This is a genomic window from Nocardiopsis halotolerans DSM 44410, from assembly GCF_000341065.1.
GTDB lineage: Bacteria > Actinomycetota > Actinomycetes > Streptosporangiales > Streptosporangiaceae > Nocardiopsis > Nocardiopsis halotolerans.
Map to the genome: position 1 here is coordinate 1 of NZ_ANAX01000353.1, position 16496 is coordinate 16496.

The window sequence follows — 16496 nt, forward strand, 5'->3', positions numbered from 1 at the left end:
CGCCCAGGGCGGACCCGCCTCCCGGCCCCGGGACGGTGAGAGCGAGCAGACCTCCCGGGAGACGCCGTGAGTCCGCGCCGGGAGAAGCTGACCAGCCCGCAGACCCGGATCGCGCTGGCGCGCGGCAACCGGCCCGCGCAGCACCTGCTGCCGATACCGGGTCCGGTGGACACCGAGGCGGCGCGCGGGGTCTTCCGGTCCCAGCGGCGGATCGCACTGCGCACCGTGGCGCTGCTGTCGGTACTGCTGTTCGGGATGAGCGGCGCGTTCGCGCTCTTCCCCGTGCTGGGGGACGTCCGGCCGGGCGGGGTCCCGCTGTCGTGGCTGCTGCTGACGGTGGCGGTCTACCCGCTGCTGTTCGGGCTGGCCCTGTGGCACGTGCGCTCGGCGGAACGCGTGGAGGACCGGGCCGAGGAGGTCCGGGAGTCCGCGGGGTTCCGAACGGGGGCCTCCGGGGAACGCGGAGGCACGACGCGGACGCCGGAGGCCCCCGGTCCCCCGGCGTCCGAGCACGGGGCGCGGCGGGGCGAGGACACCGGTGAACCGGGCACGGAGTACCCGTGGTGATCGCGGTCCTGGCGATCGGGCTGGTCCTGGTCACCAGCCTGGTCATCGGCGTCTACGGCGTTCGGGCGGCCCGCTCGACCTCCGACTTCCTCGTGGCCTCACGCCGGGTGTCGCCCAACTGGAACGCGATGGCGATCGCCGGGGAGTACCTGTCGGCCGCCTCGATCCTGGGTCTGGCGGGGCTGCTGCTCAAGAACGGTCTGGGCACCATGTGGTACGCGGCCGGGTTCGCCGCGGGTTATGTGGCGGTGGTCGCCCTGGTGGCCGGGCCGATGCGCCGGTCGGGCGCGTTCACCGTGCCCGACTTCGCCGAGTACCGTCTGGGTGCCCCGCGTCTGCGCAAGCTGTGCGGCTGCGTGGTGCTGGTGATCATGCTGCTGTACCTGGTACCCCAGTTCAAGGGCGCCGGTGTGGTGCTGTCCCTGGTCAGCGGAACGCCGTACTGGGTGGGTGTGCTGCTCGCCGGGCTGGTGGTGAGCGGGTCGATCGCCGCCGGGGGTATGCGGTCGGCGACCTACGTGCAGGCGTTCCACTACGTGATCAAGCTGGCGTTCATCGCCGTGCCCGCGATCTACCTGGTGGTGCAGGCCGGTCCGCAGACCCGGGCGGAGGCGCTGAACCCGGAGTGGGGCACGCACTTCCCCAGGACGACCCCGGTGGAGTTCACCGTGGGAACCCGGTTCAGCCTGGAGGAACCGGTGACGGTGGCCACCCCGGACGGCGGCGAGGTGGAGCTCGCCGCGGGTGAGCACACCGTGGCGGCGGGCACCGAGTACGTGTTCCCCGAGGGCGCGAGCGTCCCCCACCCCGCTGGGCTGCCGGAGCTGGGCAGTGAGCGGTGGAGTTCACCGCTGCTGGACGTGGGCGGATATCCGCTGTTCGAGACGTGGTCCACCCTGCTCGCGATCACGCTCGGCTGTATGGGGCTTCCGCACGTCATCATGCGCTTCCACACGAGCCCGACGGCGCGGACAGCGCGCCGGGTGGCGGTGGGCGTGATCGCCCTGCTGGGGCTGTTCTACCTGTTCCCGACGGTGTACGGGCTGCTGGGCCGGGTGCTCACGCCGCACCTGGTGCTGCTCCGGGACACCGACACGGTCACGGTGGTGCTCCCCGCGCAGGCGGTGCCGGGCGCGGTGGGGACGGTGCTGACGGCGATGGTGGCGGCGGGGGCGTTCGGCGCGTTCCTGTCCACCTCCTCCGGACTGCTCCTGGCCCTGGCGGGCGGGCTGTCGCACGACCTCTTCCAGGGGAGCGTGCCCCGTCTGCGGCTGGCGGTGGCCGTGGGCGCGTGCGTGGCGGTGCTGCTGGCGCTGCCCGCGCAGGAGATCGACATCAACGTGCTGGTGGTGTGGGCGTTCACCGTGGCGGCGTCCACGTTCTGCCCGCTGCTGGTGCTGGGCATCTGGTGGCGGCGGCTCACCCTGCCCGGTGCGGCGTCGGGGCTGATCGTCGGGGCGGTGACCGCGACCGGCGCGGTGGGGTGGTCGATCCTGTTGCCCACGCCGGCCGGGTGGCCGCTGGTGCTGCTGGGACAGCCCGCCGCGTGGACCATCCCGCTGGCCTTCGGGACGATGATGCTGGTCTCCCGGGTGACCCGGCCGCCGGACTGGGCGGAGCACGCGGTGCTGCGGTTGCACTCGCCCTGACCGCCGGGCCATGACCGTGACCGCTGTGATGGCGCGCACGGGCGGGAGGGGCCCCGTCCCCGGCGGCGTCCGCCGATCGATGTGCGGGATCCCCGGCCGAGGACCATACGACACGCTCCAGGACCGGGACCACCGCGTCCACGCGGACGACCCGTCCGCACCGGCCAGGGTCCGCGCGGAGGTCAGTCCTCCACGAACACCGCGACGGTGCGCGGCGGCACGGTCAGGGTGCCCGTGCCCGGGTCGAAGGACGAGCCGCGCACGACCTCGTCGGTGGACTCCGCCTGCACCGGGTGCAGGTCCACGTCACCACCCGCCAGCGAGTCCACCCTCTGCTCGGCGGTCTCCGGGGTCGCGTTGAACACCACCGTCACCGACGACCACTCCCCGTCCAGGCCGGTGGTGTCCACCCGCATCGTGATGACGCCGGGCAGCTCGTCGACACCGCTGGTCGGGAAGGACAGCCGTTCCTGGACCTCCTCGGCGGTGCCCAGCGAGAACGCCGGAGTGGACTCGCTGATGCGCAACATCTCGCCGAAGCGCTCCCGGCTGGCCTCGATGGCCGCGCAGTCCGCGACGAGCGCGGGATCGGCCAGGAGGGGCCGGGCGTAGTCCCACTTGTCCTCGTTGTCCCAGGCCGGGGGCAGGCCCGCGCCGAAGTTGTTGCCGTCGGCGCAGTCCCAGTCGAGCCGGTTGAACCAGTCCCCCGAGTCGTAGGAGTTGCGGTCCAGCGACTTCGAGCGCAACCGCTCGCCGCCCGCGTGCACGAACACCGTGCCCTGTCCGAACACCGCCGTCCCCAGGGACAGCGCCTGCATCCGCACCCGCTGGTCCATCGACGTGCCCGGCGGCAGTTTGTAGGCGAGCGCGTCGTACAGGGTCTCGTTGTCGTGCGCGCTCACGTAGGTGACCGCCTCGCCCGGGTCGAGGTTGTACCCGGCCGGAGCCCCGTTGTAGTCGACCTCCCCGCCCGTCGTCTCCTCGCCGGAGGAGGCCGTGAACCGGTAGTCGCGCAGGTTGCCGGTCAGACCCACCTTGATCAGGTCCTGGTGGTTGAGCAGCCGCGCCAACTGCTCCTCCTCGGTGCCGTTGGCGGGCGAACCGTTCGGGTCGGTGTACAGCCCGGAGCCGAAGCCCTGCACCCGGGGGTCCGCGTCGAAGGGTCCTCCGCCCCGCACGGCGTCGCGGAGCCGGTCGTTGAACGTACCGATACCCGTCCCGGCCATGTTGGTCTGGGTGGCCTGCTCGAACCGGGCGTCGTTGGCGACCTCACCGAAGTCCCACCCCTCGCCGTAGAGCAGGACCGACGAGCCGTCGACCCCGTCCTCCTCCAGCGTGAGCTCGTCCAGGGCGGCCCGGACGTCGAGCATGTTCTGCTTGGGGTGGTGTCCCATCAGGTCGAAGCGGAAGCCGTCGACCTTGTGGTCACGGGCCCAGGTGACCACCGAGTCCACGACGAGCTTGCCCATCATGAGGTGCTCGGGCGCCGTGTTCGGGCAGCAGGTGGACGTGGCCACGTCGCCGTCCTCCCCCAGACGGTGGTAGTAGCCGGGGACGATGCGGTCGAGCACCGACTGCTCGCCCTGTCCGGCCTGGTGGGCGTGGTTGTAGACCACGTCCATGACCACGCGCAGCCCGGCGTCGTTGAGGCCGTCGACCATCTGGCGGAACTCGCGGACGCGCCTGGCGCCGTCCGGGTCGGTGGAGTAGGAGCCCTCGGGAACCGTGAAGTGGTACGGGTCGTAGCCCCAGTTGAAGGCGTCCTCGCCGCGGGTCCGGGCGATGCAGGCCTGCTGCTCCGCGGAGTCGGCGGCGAAGGAGTCCAGGTCGCATGGGGGTTCGACCCGGTCGGCCGGGTCCTCGGGCACCGATCCGATGTCGAAGGCGGGCAGCAGGTGGACGTAGTCCATGCCGTCCTCGGCCAGGGACGCGAGTTCACGCATCCCGGCGGAGTCGGACCGGGCGAAGGCCGCGAAGGTACCGCGCAGCTCGGCGGGAACGGTGTCGTCGGAGATCGAGTGGTCGCGTACGTGCAGCTCGTAGACCGAGGCGGCCTCCGAGGGGACCGCGGCGGGCTTGTCCGGATCGGACCAGCCCTCGGGGGCCAGGTCCGGGTCGTTCAGGTCCACCAGGTGGGAGCGTTCGGAGTCGGTCGACAGGGAGACGCTGTAGGGGTCGGTGACCCGGTTGTCCACGACGGCGCCCCGCCCCTCGTCGGCGTAGGGGGAGAACACCTGTACGTCGAAGGTGTAGAAGCTCCCGTACCAGTCCGCCCGTCCCCGGACCGACCACACGCCGGTTCGGTGGTCGCGGCGCATCCTCACGGTGCGCGGGGTGTCGGAGGTGGAGTCGTCGTAGAGCTCCAGGTTCACGGACCGGGCGGTCGGCGCCCACAGGGAGATCGTGGGGCGGCCCTTGGCGTCCCAGACGGCGCCCAGCTCGGCGTCGGCCGCGTCGGCGTACACGTCGTCGAGGACACCGGGGATCTGGACGCCCGTCGCGGCGATGACCGTGCCGTCGCCGTCCCGTTCCACGACGGCGAGCTGCCCGGTGAGCGCGTCGCGCAGACGCGGCCCGTTGACCCGTCCCGTGTCCAGGGCGGACAGGTCGGCCAGGTGGGGCCAGGTGGCGCGCTGGTCCTCGGTCGGGCCGTCGGGGTCGGCGGTCAGTTCCAGGGACTCGTGGGAGCCGCTGAGTTCACCGTCGGAGACGTCGAGGTCGGCGGCGCCGGAGGACACGAGGGTGTAGGTGTGCCCGGGAGAGAGGTCGCCGGGCAGGAGCACGGTCGTCCGGTCGATCCAGTGGGCGCGCTGTTCGGTGAGGTCCACTCCCACCACCTGCCCGGTGGGCTCGGCGGGTAGCGGGAGTGCGGCGGCGCTCCCGCCGAACAGGGTGAAGGCGAGGGTCGTGGCGGCCAGTCCGGCGGTGACGGCTCGGACGGCGCCGGGTCCGCGTGCGGGTGAACGGCGCTCGGACCGCGTGTGCGGGGGCCTCATAGGGGATGCCGGTCCTCTCGGGGGTGAGCGGGTTGTTGACCGGAACGCTAATGAGACCGCACTCACTCCTGCAAGAGTTACCACCACTTTTCTGCAAAATTACGTCAGCATGACTTCGCCGAAGCGCGACGGACGCCCTCGGTCCGGCACTCACCCTCTTCGCCGCCCCCGGACACCACACCCCATGCACAACACCACCCACTCCGAAAACTCTCCACGCACGGTGGCCTCCTGACCACGTAAGATCACCCCGTGCCCCGACCATGCCACGAGGAGTGACATGCCCCCCTTCCGCCGCCTCCTGCCCGCCCTGCTGACCGGGGGCGCGCTCCTGCTCACCTCCGGCTCCCCGGCCGCGCTCGCCCTGGAAGGCGGCCCCACGGTCGCCGCGGCGGAGACCACCCTCGGCGGCGCGGCGAACGCGACCCCCGCCGTGCGCTGGGAGAAAGCCGCCCTGACCCTGGACACGACCCACACGACCGACGCGGGAGGCCCGGGTACGGGCCCGGCCGAGGCGGCTCCGCCCGAGGAGGAGGTTCCCCGGGGGGTCGACGGCACGCCCGACACGGCTGGTGCGCGGGACCCGGCTCCGGGCGTGGGCATGGACGACACGGGAATCAGCGTGGACAACGGGACCTCCCGCGTGGAGGTGGAGCCCGACGGAGTCCGGGTGGACACGCCCGGCACTCGGGTGGAGGTCGCCCGGGGGACCTACGTCCTGGTGTGCGCGAACGGGGTGCGGGTGGAGGTGCGCGTGGGCGAGGCGCCGCCGTGCGAACCGCATCCCGAACAGCCCGAACGACCCGAGTGGCCCGGGTACCCGGAGCCGGAGCCGGAGCCGGAGCCGTCCGAGCCTCCCGCGCCCGGGGATCCCGCTCCCGAAGCCCCCGCCCCCGAGGAACCGGAGGCACCGGAGGACGTGCCGCCCGCGGAAACCCGCCCCTCCCCCACGGCCCCCGCCGAGGAGCGCGTGGAGGAGGCGGCGTCCTCGACGCCTCCGTCGGCGTCCCCGTCGCCCGTTCCCGAGGTGCCCGAGGCCGTACGGGAGCAGATGCTGGCGGACGTGTCGCCGCCCTCCGGGCGGCAGGCCGCCGGGGCCTTCACCCCGATGCGCACGATGATGGTGCTCGTGGTGGTCGTCGCCGTGGCGGCCACGGGCGCGGGCCGCGCCGCCGCCCGCGCCTCAGGCTGACCTGGCCGAATACGTTGCTGGTGTGACGCAGGGGTTCTGACCGGCGGACGGGGGCGGGCCGGTGCGCCTTTCCGGTCCGGACTACCGTGCGTCGACGGCCATGTCGGTCCGGTCGAAACCGGCCAGCGCCTCCTGCATCCCGCCCGCGTCGTGAGCGAGCGCGCCGTTGTACGGGTTGCCCAGGGTGAGCAGCAGGACGATGGTGGCGAAGACGAACACCAGGTTGGCCGACGCCCAGAAGTAGGCCACGGCCGAGCCCCGCCTGATCATGGCGAAGGGCAGGACCGCGACGGCGATGGCGGAGAGCACCGCGATGGCGTTGAGGACGGGCGGGATGCCGTCACCGGCCGCGTTGGCTCGTTCGATGCGCGCGTCGCTGAGCTCCGCGAGCTCCTGGCGCGCGGTCAGGCGGTCCAGGCCGTCACCGGTGTCGGAGACCGACAGCGTCCGCACGGACGCGGCCAGGTCGGCGAGGGCCTCCTCGCCCTCGGGGCTGAGCTCGCCGCTGTCCGCCATCCTCGGCCAGTCCTCCTCGATGACCGTGGTCATGTAGGCGCGCAGGCGTTCGCGCACCGCCTCGGCCTCCTCGTCGGGGAAGGCGGTGGTGCTCCAGTACAGGGACTCGGCCGCACCCGCCTCGTCGGTCACCCCGTCCTCGGCCCCGGTGAACTGTTCCCAGCCGATCACCACGCCCATCGCCGCCGACGCGAGGTAGAGGGCGAGCACGCAGGGTGCGACGACGACGCTGACGGCACCTCCCGAGGTTTCGTCGTCGACGCCGAACCTGCGGACGGCGAGGACCGCGCCGACCACCATGGCGGTCAGGACGGCGAGAACGAGGAACAGCGTCATCATGGGGGTTCCAAGGAAGGGAGAAGTTACCGGCAGTGAACGGGTCCTATCCGTAGCACGCGCGGAACCGCCGTCTCAGCGGAAAGTGAGAACGCCCGGAAATGTCGTGTCGTCGCCATGACCGGAACGGGTTTTCGTGGCCTCCGCGCATGGCCCCCGTTCTCCGCCGCCACGGGCCCGTCCGCCACCGACCGACACCACGCGGAAGTCACCGCCCGTGAGGAGGGGGAGGGAGGACGGCCTTTCCGGGGACGCCGATGGCGGCATCGGCAGGCGGCCATGTGCGGCCTTCACGGCGGCTCGGCGCAGACCAGCCGCCTCGCCCCACCCCTCGGACTCCGCACCTCTTTCCATGGGTCAATATTTCTCCCGAAATTTCCGTTTCGCGCATTTCACCCTATCATTTTCCACTCGGAATCACTGAAATCACCTCAGCCACAGCAAGAAAAATTCAGGGACAACGGAAAATCCCTGTTCAGTCAAGACGAATCGAACAGGAGACAGGCCTGTCGGCACCGACCACCCACAGGAGGGTTGTGTGAACGCCAGCCAGGTGGGAATGTTGAACCACGCACCGGCGGCCGAAAACGGACCGGTTCGGAGGCAGCTGAGGTGGCAATGTATTTCGTTGCCCCCGTGACGATGCGCACGATTCTCCCGGAGGAGAGTCCGCCCGACGAGAGCCATTCCTACCACCCGGCCGGTGCGTCCTTCCGGTTTCCCTCTCCCGAAACTCCCCTCTCTCCACCGCAGTGATTCCGCCACCTCCAGGACGGGGACGACGAACGAACACGCCACCCGGGAACGCCCGGTCTCCGGCCGCACCCGAATAACCCGATGACGCTTCTCGCAGGTCCTGAGAAGGCCACCGAAGAAGGTCGGCTGCTGATCTCCTGTGCTGTCAACAGATGGGATGACACCAATCATGCGGACTGAGGACTTCGACTTCGACACCGGGACACGCGTCATGCCAGCCGACCCCGTCGAACTGCGCGGCAGGAGCCGCGAGAACGGCCGGATGGTCGTCCTGGACCGTTCCACGGACTCGATCGAGCACACGGTGTTCTCCCGCATCGAGGACCACCTTCGGCCGGGTGACCTGCTGGTACTGAACGACAGCTACATGCTGTCGAACACGCTGGCCTTCCGGCACGGTGACGGAACACTGGACCTGAACGTGTACGGCCACGAACCCGACGGTGCGACCATCGTGAAGATCACGGCCGGACAGCGCCTGAGTCCGGGCACCGCCCTGACGTCCGTCGACGACGACCAGCTCACGTGTACGCTCATCGAACCGCAGCCCGATGACCTCTGGAAGGTGAGGTTCGAACCCGCCGAGCGGCTGATCGAGGCTCTCGACCAGTACGGACGGCGCGTGGACGAGAACATCCACCTCGACCCGACCTCCTGGAGGACGAAACCGGACGCCTACCGCTCCGTCTACGCCAGGAAACCCGGCTCACTGGAGATCCCGTCGGCGGGACTCCACTTCTCGAAGGAGCTGCTGGACCGCGTTGCCGCCAAGGGGGTCGAACTGGCGTACATCACGTTGCACGTCGGAGCCACCGAGGTGCTCGCGGTGCGCCACATCAGCGCGGAGAACGTCGAGGACCACGAGGTGCGCCCCGAGTACTTCGAGGTCGGCGCCGAGGCCGCCGAGCAGCTCAACCGCGCGATGGCCGAGCGGCGGCGCGTCGTCGCCGTGGGCACGACGGTCATGCGCACCCTCGAGTCGCTCATGGTCGGCAAGGAACCCGGGACCACGGTCCGTCCCCAGACGAACTGGACGGACCTCTACATCTATCCGGGGTTCCGGTTCAAGGTCATCGACGTCCTGCTGACGAACCTCCACCGCCCCCGGTCCAGTCACATCGTCCTCACCGCGGCGTTCGGCGGAAAGGAGCTCGTCATGCGGTCCTACGCCGAGATCATCGACAAAGGCGGATACGAGTTCGACATGTTCGGTGACAGCATGCTGATTCTCTAGACACGGGCATCGGAATGACCACCATGGAACACACGGAGCGCATCGACACGGTGGTGATCGGTGGTGGCCACGCGGGTCTTTGCATGAGCTATGTCCTGCAACGGGAGGGGCGCGAGCACGTGGTGCTGGAAAAGGCCCGCGCCCTCGAACAGTGGCGTTCCGCACGCTGGGATTCGTTCAGGATCAACTCACCCATCGCGTACTCGCGGATGATGGGTCAGACCGATGGTGTTCCCGACGACACGCGGAGCATCCCACGGGAGGAGATGGTTCGGATATGGGATGAGTACATCGCGCGGCGAGGTTTCCCCGTCCGTGAACGAACACGGGTCCGATCGGTCGAGCGGACCCGTGAGGGGCGCTTCACCGTCCGCGTCGCAGGAGACGGCGGGCCACGGCGTTACGACGCGCTCAACGTCGTCGCCGCTCCGGGGAACCATCAGTTCCCCCGCGTCCCCGGATGCGCGGTCCACCTCGGTCCCGAGGTCCAGCAACTCCGTGTCGGGACGTACACCAACCCGGCGGAGGTTCGGGACGGCGCGGTCCTGGTGGTCGGCGGGGGACAGACCGGCATGCAGCTCGGTGAGGAGTTGGCGCGCGCGGGCCGACGGGTGTATCTGGCGACGTCGAGAGTGGCTGGCAGTCCGCGTGACCACCGTGGCGAGGACATCATGTTCTGGCTCGACCGGATCGGGGCCCTGTCGGCCCCCAAGGAGGAGTGCGGCTACCCCCGGAACCACTCCGCCCCCATGCCCATCGTCGGCCATGACCACCCGATATCCCACCATTCCCTGGCCCGTATGGGCGTCAGACTGCTGGGAGGGCTGAGCGGTGTCTCCGGGGACGGGGCGGTCGCGACGTTCCGGAACGACCTCCATGCCAACGTCGCCTTCGCGCAGCGGGGCTACGAAAGGCTGGTCGACGGGATCGAGGCCTGGATCGACGGATTGGACCCCGCGGAGCGGTCACGCTACCCGCCGCCGACGGCCGAACCGGAGTGGGAGCCACACCCGCCGCTCCTGGCATCGGCGCCACCCGTCCGTCTGTCCCTACGCGAGCACGGTATCCGCGCCGTCCTCTGGGCCACGGGATGGCGGACGGACCTGAGTTGGCTGCGCATCGACGAAGTCCGCCGCCCCCTGGGCACGCGTGGAACTCCGGACGCCTGCGAAACGGGCGTCGACGGGTTCTACTGGCTGGGCTTCGACGGGCTCCGGACCTGCGCGTCGGGGACGGTGGCCGGTTTCCACCTCGACGCGTCCCACATCGCGACGCGGCTACGCCGTGACACGAAGCACGGGCCACAGCACGTCACCACGGGTGGACCGTTGCCCGAGCCGCCCTCGTCCCGTCACGTCCGCGACTCGGGCTGAACCGCCCTCCCCGGCGGACAGGGGAGGATCTCAGCACGTCGGTGCCCATCGTCGTTGACCGCTGGTGCCGGTCGGCGGCTGGCCCCTCAAGCGGGATCGAAGGCCGAAGGACATGCCGGTCTGGGCGGCGCGTCCACACTGATGGACGTTCCCCGCACGGGCACGTTCGCCTACGTGGAGAGCCAGGAGACAGGGCGCGTCCTGCAACAGGCAGAGGTTGTGACACGCCGCGAGCACACGTTCGCGGAGCTGACGAACCGGTCCCCGCCAGGTCTGGTGGCAGGGGGCCGTTCTCATGTCAGCGATCCCGGCCAGGCGCTGTCGTGGTCGGACCCGGTACGGTTCCTTCGCATGACCGAGATCGAGGCCGAGATCACCGCGGGGCTCATCCGCGACCTGCTGCGGGACCAGCATCCGGACCTGGCCGGGCTGCCCCTCCGCGAGGTGGAGGGCGGCTGGGGCAACCAGATGTGGCGCCTCGGGGACGAGCTGGCCGTACGGATCCAGCGCATGGACACCGACCCCGATCACCAGCTCAAGGAACGCCGGTGGCTGCCGCCGCTCGCCCCGCGCCTGCCGCTGCCGGTCCCCGTCCCGGTGCGGAGTGGTGCGCCCTCAGAGCGTTTCCCCAAGCTTTGGACGGTCATGACGTGGGTGCCGGGCCTGCCGCTGGACCACGGGGTGATCACCCGCGGCGAGCACGCGGCCGACACCCTGGCGGCGTTCCTCCGGGCGCTGCATGTGCCAGCACCCGCTGGTGCACCGGTCGACACGGGCCGCGGCGCGCACCCCAAGGACCGCACGGACGGCTTCGACCAGTTCCTCGACTCCCTCGACGCTGACGCGATCGGCTCCGACGCCGCCGACGTCCGGGCCGTCTGGGACGACGCCGTCGCGGCCCCCGCTTGGGAGGGTCCGCCGGTGTGGGTGCACGGCGATCTGCATCCCGCGAACGTCGTCGTCGCGGACGGGACGCTGGCGGGCGTCGTCGACTTCGGTGACCTGTTCGTCGGCGACCCGGCGTCGGACCTGGCGTCCGCCTGGGTGCTGCTGCCAGCGGGCTCGGCCGCACGCTTCTTCACCGCGTACGCGAAGGCTGACGAGGCGACCATCCGGCGCGCCCGCGGACTGGCCGCGCTGAAGAGCCTCTTCCTGATGCTGATGGGCCAGAACGGGGACCGCGGCCTGCCCGGCGGCAAACCGACGTGGGGTCCGGCGGGGCGGGTGGCGCTCGACCGGGTCCTGAGCGAACGTCTGACCCGATTCCACGAGTAGCTCGGCGGCATATTCCGCCCGCTTCAATCAGGGCATTCCGCATGCCCGAAAGGCGCGGACAAACTTTTCAAACCGGATCATCCGGGCATTTCAGAAAACCTGGCCAGCCAGATTTCCCCAGTCACACCAAGCCCCTGAACAGGCAAAACAGCATCCCAGGGCGAATTTCCCAGAAGCTACTTCTCCGTAGCGTCATCTCCTCCCCGCCGGATCATCTAATCTTTCCCCGAACACACAACTGAACACACGAAAGACCCCGCGACGGTCAGTTAACCGCCCGGGGTCGTGGCCAGCAATCCAACCTCTTTAACACAAGGAATCGCTGACATGCGCCAGTTTAGCGCTGCCCTCCTCACCCGTGCCCTGGGCCTGGTGACAACCCTCTTCGTCCCCGCGCGCGGACGCCACTCGGCCGCCGCCCGCCGTCGCCGCTCCACGCGGGTCCGCCGCTACGCCCCGCTCCCCGCGCCCGCTTCCGCCCAGGCCAGCGCGCCCTCGACTCCCCCGATCCGGGTACCGCGCCCGCGCCGGGCACAGCTCCCCACCCCGCGTCCCGTTCCCGCCCCACGCCTGGCGCCCGCACCGGAGAGCTTCCGGGCCGAGGACATCGCCCTGGTCCGGCCCTACTACGCCGCCCACGAGGGCGACCTCTCCCGCGTCCAGACCGAGGCCGCCGCGCGGCCGCGCGCCTGGTCGCACAGGTCCGCCGCACCGGTCGGCGACCTCCTCGCCCCCTCCGTTCCCGGCCCGCGCCGCGCGGAAGGGGTGCTGGTGTGAACGCCGTGCTCCCCGCTCCCGTGGGCCCGTACGCCTTCTGGGGCTTCCGCGACTACGCCTGCGACCTCTCCGAACTGGCCCGGGTCCGCGCCGACCTGCACCGGGACCTGACCGGCTTCGACCCCGACCTGGTGGAGACCGTCCAACTGGTGGCCAGCGAGCTCGTCGCCAACTCCTGCAGGTACGCACGTCCGGGCGGAGGGGTGGGGCGCACCCTGTCCATGCCGGACGAGCACACCCTGCGCCTGACCGTCAGCGACGCGGGCGGCCCCACGCTCCCCCGCCTTCCCGTCGAACGCACCGACGACGAGTGGAGCTGGGCGGAGGGCCAGCGCGGACTCCTGCTGGTGCGGAACCTCTCCCGCGTGTGGGCCAGCTGCACCCTCCTCCGCCGCCACGGCCTCGGCACCCACGTGTGGGCCGCGTTCGACGTCGATCCGCCGAAGAACCCACACGCATGACGAGGGGGCGCGGGCACCGTCGTGCCCGCGCCCCCTCTCCTGTCGGGCCCCGCGCGGAAGGGAGCCTCGGGTCAGTTCTCCAGGCGGTCCAGCAGCGCGTGGTACTCGTCCCAGAGCTCACCGGGCAGGTGGTCGCCGAAGGTCTTGAAGAACTCGGGAACCAGGGCGGCCTCCTGCTTCCACACCTCGCGGTCGACGTCGAGGACGTAGGCCATGTCCTCGTCGGAGATGTCCAGCCCCTCGGTGTCGATGCCACCGGCCACGGGCAGGTGGCCGATCGGGCTGGCCACCGCGTCGGCCTCGCCCTCCAGGCGCTCGACGATCCACTTGATCACGCGGCTGTTCTCACCGAACCCGGGCCAGACGATGCGGCCCTCGGGGTCCTTCTTGAACCAGTTGACGTAGAAGATCCGGGGCAGCTTGGCCGCGTCGGCTCCCTGGCCCAGCTTCACCCAGTGGGCGAAGTAGTCGCCCATGTTGTAACCGCAGAACGGCAGCATCGCGAAGGGGTCGCGGCGCAGCTCGCCCACGGAACCCTCGGCGGCGGCGGTCTTCTCCGAGGAGACGTTGGCGCCCAGGTAGACGCCGTGCTGCCAGTTGAAGGACTCGGTGACCAGCGGAACGGCGGTGGCGCGACGGCCGCCGAACAGGATGGCCGAGATCGGCACGCCCGCCGGGTCCTCCCACTCGTCGGCGATGGTGGGGGCCTGCCCGGCCGGGGTGGTGAAGCGCGAGTTCGGGTGGGCTGCGGGCTCACCGGACTCCGGGGTCCACGGACGGCCCTTCCAGTCGGTGAGGTTGGCGGGCGGTTCCTCGGTGAGGCCCTCCCACCACACGTCGCCGTCCTCGGTCAGGGCGACGTTGGTGAAGATGCTGTTGCCCCAGAGGGTCTCGACCGCGTTGGCGTTGGTCTTCTCGCCGGTGCCGGGCGCGACGCCGAAGAAACCGGCCTCGGGGTTGATCGCGCGCAGCTGCCCCTGGTCGTCGAAGCGCATCCAGGCGATGTCGTCGCCCACGGTCTCGACCTTCCACCCGGGGATGGTCGGCTGGAGCATGGCGAGGTTGGTCTTGCCGCAGGCGCTCGGGAAGGCGGCGGCGACGTAGTGCGCCCGCCCCTTGGGCGGGGTGACCTTGAGGATGAGCATGTGCTCGGCGAGCCAGCCCTCGTCCCGGGCCATCGCCGAGGCGATGCGCAGCGCGTAGCACTTCTTGCCGAGCAGGGCGTTGCCGCCGTAGCCCGAGCCGTAGGACCAGATCTCACGGGTCTCGGGGAAGTGCGAGATGTACTTGGTGGGGTTGCACGGCCAGGCGACGTCCTCCTGGCCGGGCTCCAGCGGGGCGCCCACGGAGTGGACGGCCCGGACGAAGTCGCCGCGCTCCTCGATCATGCGCAGGGCCGCGCCGCCCATGCGGGCCATGATGCGCATGGACACCACGACGTACGGGGAGTCGGTGATCTCGACGCCGAGCTGCGAGATGTCGCCGCCCAGCGGACCCATGCAGAAGGGCACGACGTACATCGTGCGACCGCGCATGGCGCCCCGGAAGATCTCGCCGAAGGTGGCGCGCATCTCGTCGGGTGCGATCCAGTTGTTGGTCGGCCCCGCGTCCTGTTCACGCTCGGAGCAGATGAAGGTGCGGTCCTCGACGCGGGCGACGTCGCTCGGGTCGGACCTGCAGTAGAAGCTGTTGGGGCGTTTCTCGGGGTTCAACCGGACGAAGGTCCCCTGCTCGACCAGTTGGTCGGTCAGGCGGGTCCACTCCTCCTCGGAACCGTCACACCACACGATCTCGTCCGGCTGCGTGAGCTCGGACACCTCGCGTACCCAGGAGACGAGCCCCTGGTGTGTGGTCGGTGCGGTATCCACGTCGGCATCCACGGCAGTCACAGCGGCTCCTTCTCAAGGTCGAGATCTCTCGAATCATGAAGGACAACCCCCCGTAGTGACCAATTGGTTTAGTCCAGTGGTCTACATCTGTCACGCCGAAAGAACGGATTCCGCTGCCCAGCAGGGGATCCGCGTGGTCTACCACCGAGTACGAGGGTGCCCGAGCAACGACTGTTCCGGTGCTGCTCGGAGCCGCTTTCCCTGCCATGGAGGCTGTGGGCGGTCCGAGACCGACACACCGTGCTGTTCGTCACACGGCGGGCGTTGGGCGTGGTTGGAGGCACTAGACCTCTGTCCGGCCAGCACACCACCGGGGAAGCGTTTACGCGGTTCAGAGCATGTGGAACGGCATACCGGGACGGTCCGGAAAAGGTCAGCGCAGGATGGCGACGGGCCCCCTGGCCCCGTGCAGGACGGAGTGGCTCACCGAACCGAGCAGCAGCCCGCGGAACCCCCCGCGACCACGGGAGCCCACCACGATGAGGTCGGCCGGGGTGGCCTCCTCCAGCAGGGCGACCACCGGGTGGGCGCGCACGACGCGGGTGCGCACCGTCACGCCGGGGTGGCGCAGCCGGGACTCCGCCAACTCGTCCTCCAGCGCCTGCCGGGCGGCCTCGGCCGCGGTCGTGTCGTCGAACAGCTCGGGCGGGATGGGACCGGTCGCGGCGGCGAAGGCCACCAGCGGTTGCCAGGCGCTCACCGCGACCACCTCGGTGTCGGCGAAGGCGGCCTGCGCGAAGGCGAAGTCCACCGCCCGCCTGCTGGGTTCGGACCCGTCGATGCCCACGATCACCCGGCTCCGCACTCCGTGCGCCGCCGCGTGCTCATGGGGCAGGACGATGACCGGGACGGGCGAGCGCGCGGCCAGTTCGATGCCGACGGAACCGATGAAGGCGGCCACGACCCCGCTCAGTCCGCGCGAGCCGACCACCACGGCGGCGGCGCCCTCCGCGCGGGCCTCGGCGAGCAGGGCCTCCACCGGGCGCGCGTACGACAGGCGGGTCTCCACCCGGAGTTCGGGGAAGAGCCGCGTCACCCAGCCGCTCGCGTACTCCAACAGGCTCTCGGCGCCCTGGGTCTCGACCTCGTCCGGGGGCGCGTCCGGGTCGGCCTGCGTGTTCCGGGCGAACACGCCGACGGACGCCAGGGGTCCGGCCGCCGCGACGACCCGTACCCCGAGTCCGCGCAGCATCGCCTGATGCGACGCCCACTCCAGCGCGTGGCGACTGGAATCGGTGCCGTCGACTCCCACGATCACCCATCGCGTCGTGGATGCGCCGTCCATGCGTGCGCCCTTCTCGTCGGTCGTCCCCCGCTACCCGCGTTCTCGCCGGTGTCCCCTGAATGATGCCGTGTGAACACACACCCGTGGATAACAGTGCCGACGCGAGTCGGACGACCCGGGGACACGAAAGGTGGACTCGCCGGGGCGACGGTGGTTCGATTCCGCGTCTTCGGGGAGGTGTTCCTAGGAG

Annotated in this window: 12 protein-coding genes; 8 read left to right on the forward strand and 4 right to left on the reverse strand. The window is 70.6% G+C overall.

The genetic code is table 11. The features are described 5' to 3' along the window. Positions 1-66: 66 nt before the first annotated feature. Both D455_RS31715 and D455_RS0126030 read left to right on the forward strand, forming a co-directional pair. Positions 67-567: a hypothetical protein gene (locus D455_RS31715; protein WP_017573598.1), complete on the forward strand. Its 501-nt coding sequence runs from the start codon at positions 67-69 to the stop codon at positions 565-567. After that, complete coding sequence (locus D455_RS0126030) at positions 561-2216, forward strand: sodium/solute symporter (protein ID WP_017573599.1); 1656 nt, start codon at positions 561-563, stop codon at positions 2214-2216. Before D455_RS31715 ends, D455_RS0126030 begins: the two co-directional genes overlap by 7 nt. A 182-nt stretch (positions 2217-2398) precedes the next feature. Here D455_RS0126030 and pulA read toward each other — a convergent pair whose 3' ends face one another. After that, on the reverse strand, positions 2399-5212 hold the full coding sequence (pulA, locus tag D455_RS0126035; protein WP_017573600.1) for a pullulanase-type alpha-1,6-glucosidase: 2814 nt from the start codon (positions 5210-5212) through the stop codon (positions 2399-2401). Between the two features lie 280 nt (positions 5213-5492). Between pulA and D455_RS34325 the strand changes: the two genes are divergently transcribed. Continuing rightward, positions 5493-6404: a hypothetical protein gene (locus tag D455_RS34325; protein ID WP_026122989.1), complete on the forward strand. Its 912-nt coding sequence runs from the start codon at positions 5493-5495 to the stop codon at positions 6402-6404. An 81-nt stretch (positions 6405-6485) separates the two neighbouring features. On the opposite strand, the gene D455_RS0126045 is transcribed toward D455_RS34325, so the two are convergent. Continuing rightward, on the reverse strand, positions 6486-7259 hold the full coding sequence (locus D455_RS0126045; RefSeq protein ID WP_017573601.1) for a bestrophin-like domain: 774 nt from the start codon (positions 7257-7259) through the stop codon (positions 6486-6488). A 922-nt stretch (positions 7260-8181) separates the two neighbouring features. Between D455_RS0126045 and D455_RS0126050 the strand changes: the two genes are divergently transcribed. The 5 genes from D455_RS0126050 (at position 8182) to D455_RS0126070 (ending at position 13132) form a co-directional block, all read left to right on the forward strand. Next, the gene (locus D455_RS0126050; protein ID WP_017573602.1) at positions 8182-9246 is read left to right on the forward strand and encodes an S-adenosylmethionine:tRNA ribosyltransferase-isomerase; all 1065 of its coding nucleotides are present in this window, start codon (positions 8182-8184) and stop codon (positions 9244-9246) included. Between the two features lie 23 nt (positions 9247-9269). Further along, positions 9270-10619, forward strand: a complete 1350-nt coding sequence (locus D455_RS0126055; RefSeq protein WP_152487158.1) for a flavin-containing monooxygenase — start codon at positions 9270-9272, stop codon at positions 10617-10619. Positions 10620-10673: 54 nt separating this feature from the next. After that, complete coding sequence (locus D455_RS0126060; RefSeq protein WP_394296657.1) at positions 10674-11894, forward strand: Scr1 family TA system antitoxin-like transcriptional regulator; 1221 nt, start codon at positions 10674-10676, stop codon at positions 11892-11894. Between the two features lie 327 nt (positions 11895-12221). After that, positions 12222-12671, forward strand: a complete 450-nt coding sequence (locus D455_RS0126065; protein WP_026122991.1) for a hypothetical protein — start codon at positions 12222-12224, stop codon at positions 12669-12671. Next, a complete protein-coding gene (locus D455_RS0126070) occupies positions 12668-13132 on the forward strand; it encodes an ATP-binding protein (protein WP_017573605.1) in 465 nt (154 codons plus the stop codon). Before D455_RS0126065 ends, D455_RS0126070 begins: the two co-directional genes overlap by 4 nt. Before the next feature lie 71 nt (positions 13133-13203). On the opposite strand, the gene D455_RS0126075 is transcribed toward D455_RS0126070, so the two are convergent. Both D455_RS0126075 and D455_RS0126080 read right to left on the reverse strand, forming a co-directional pair. Further along, on the reverse strand, positions 13204-15012 hold the full coding sequence (locus tag D455_RS0126075; protein WP_017573606.1) for a phosphoenolpyruvate carboxykinase (GTP): 1809 nt from the start codon (positions 15010-15012) through the stop codon (positions 13204-13206). 382 nt (positions 15013-15394) lie between these two features. After that, positions 15395-16306: a universal stress protein gene (locus D455_RS0126080; RefSeq protein ID WP_017573607.1), complete on the reverse strand. Its 912-nt coding sequence runs from the start codon at positions 16304-16306 to the stop codon at positions 15395-15397. Positions 16307-16496 lie beyond the last annotated feature (190 nt).

Excerpts from the sequence above, each read along its gene's own strand:
- pulA (WP_017573600.1), bottom strand. The coding sequence starts at position 5,212 with ATGAGGCCCCCGCACACGCGGTCCGAGCGCCGTTCACCCGCACGCGGA.
- D455_RS34325 (WP_026122989.1), top strand. The coding sequence starts at position 5,493 with ATGCCCCCCTTCCGCCGCCTCCTGCCCGCCCTGCTGACCGGGGGCGCG.
- D455_RS0126045 (WP_017573601.1), bottom strand. The coding sequence starts at position 7,259 with ATGATGACGCTGTTCCTCGTTCTCGCCGTCCTGACCGCCATGGTGGTC.
- D455_RS0126050 (WP_017573602.1), top strand. The coding sequence starts at position 8,182 with ATGCGGACTGAGGACTTCGACTTCGACACCGGGACACGCGTCATGCCA.
- D455_RS0126055 (WP_152487158.1), top strand. The coding sequence starts at position 9,270 with ATGGAACACACGGAGCGCATCGACACGGTGGTGATCGGTGGTGGCCAC.
- D455_RS0126065 (WP_026122991.1), top strand. The coding sequence starts at position 12,222 with ATGCGCCAGTTTAGCGCTGCCCTCCTCACCCGTGCCCTGGGCCTGGTG.
- D455_RS0126080 (WP_017573607.1), bottom strand. The coding sequence starts at position 16,306 with ATGGACGGCGCATCCACGACGCGATGGGTGATCGTGGGAGTCGACGGC.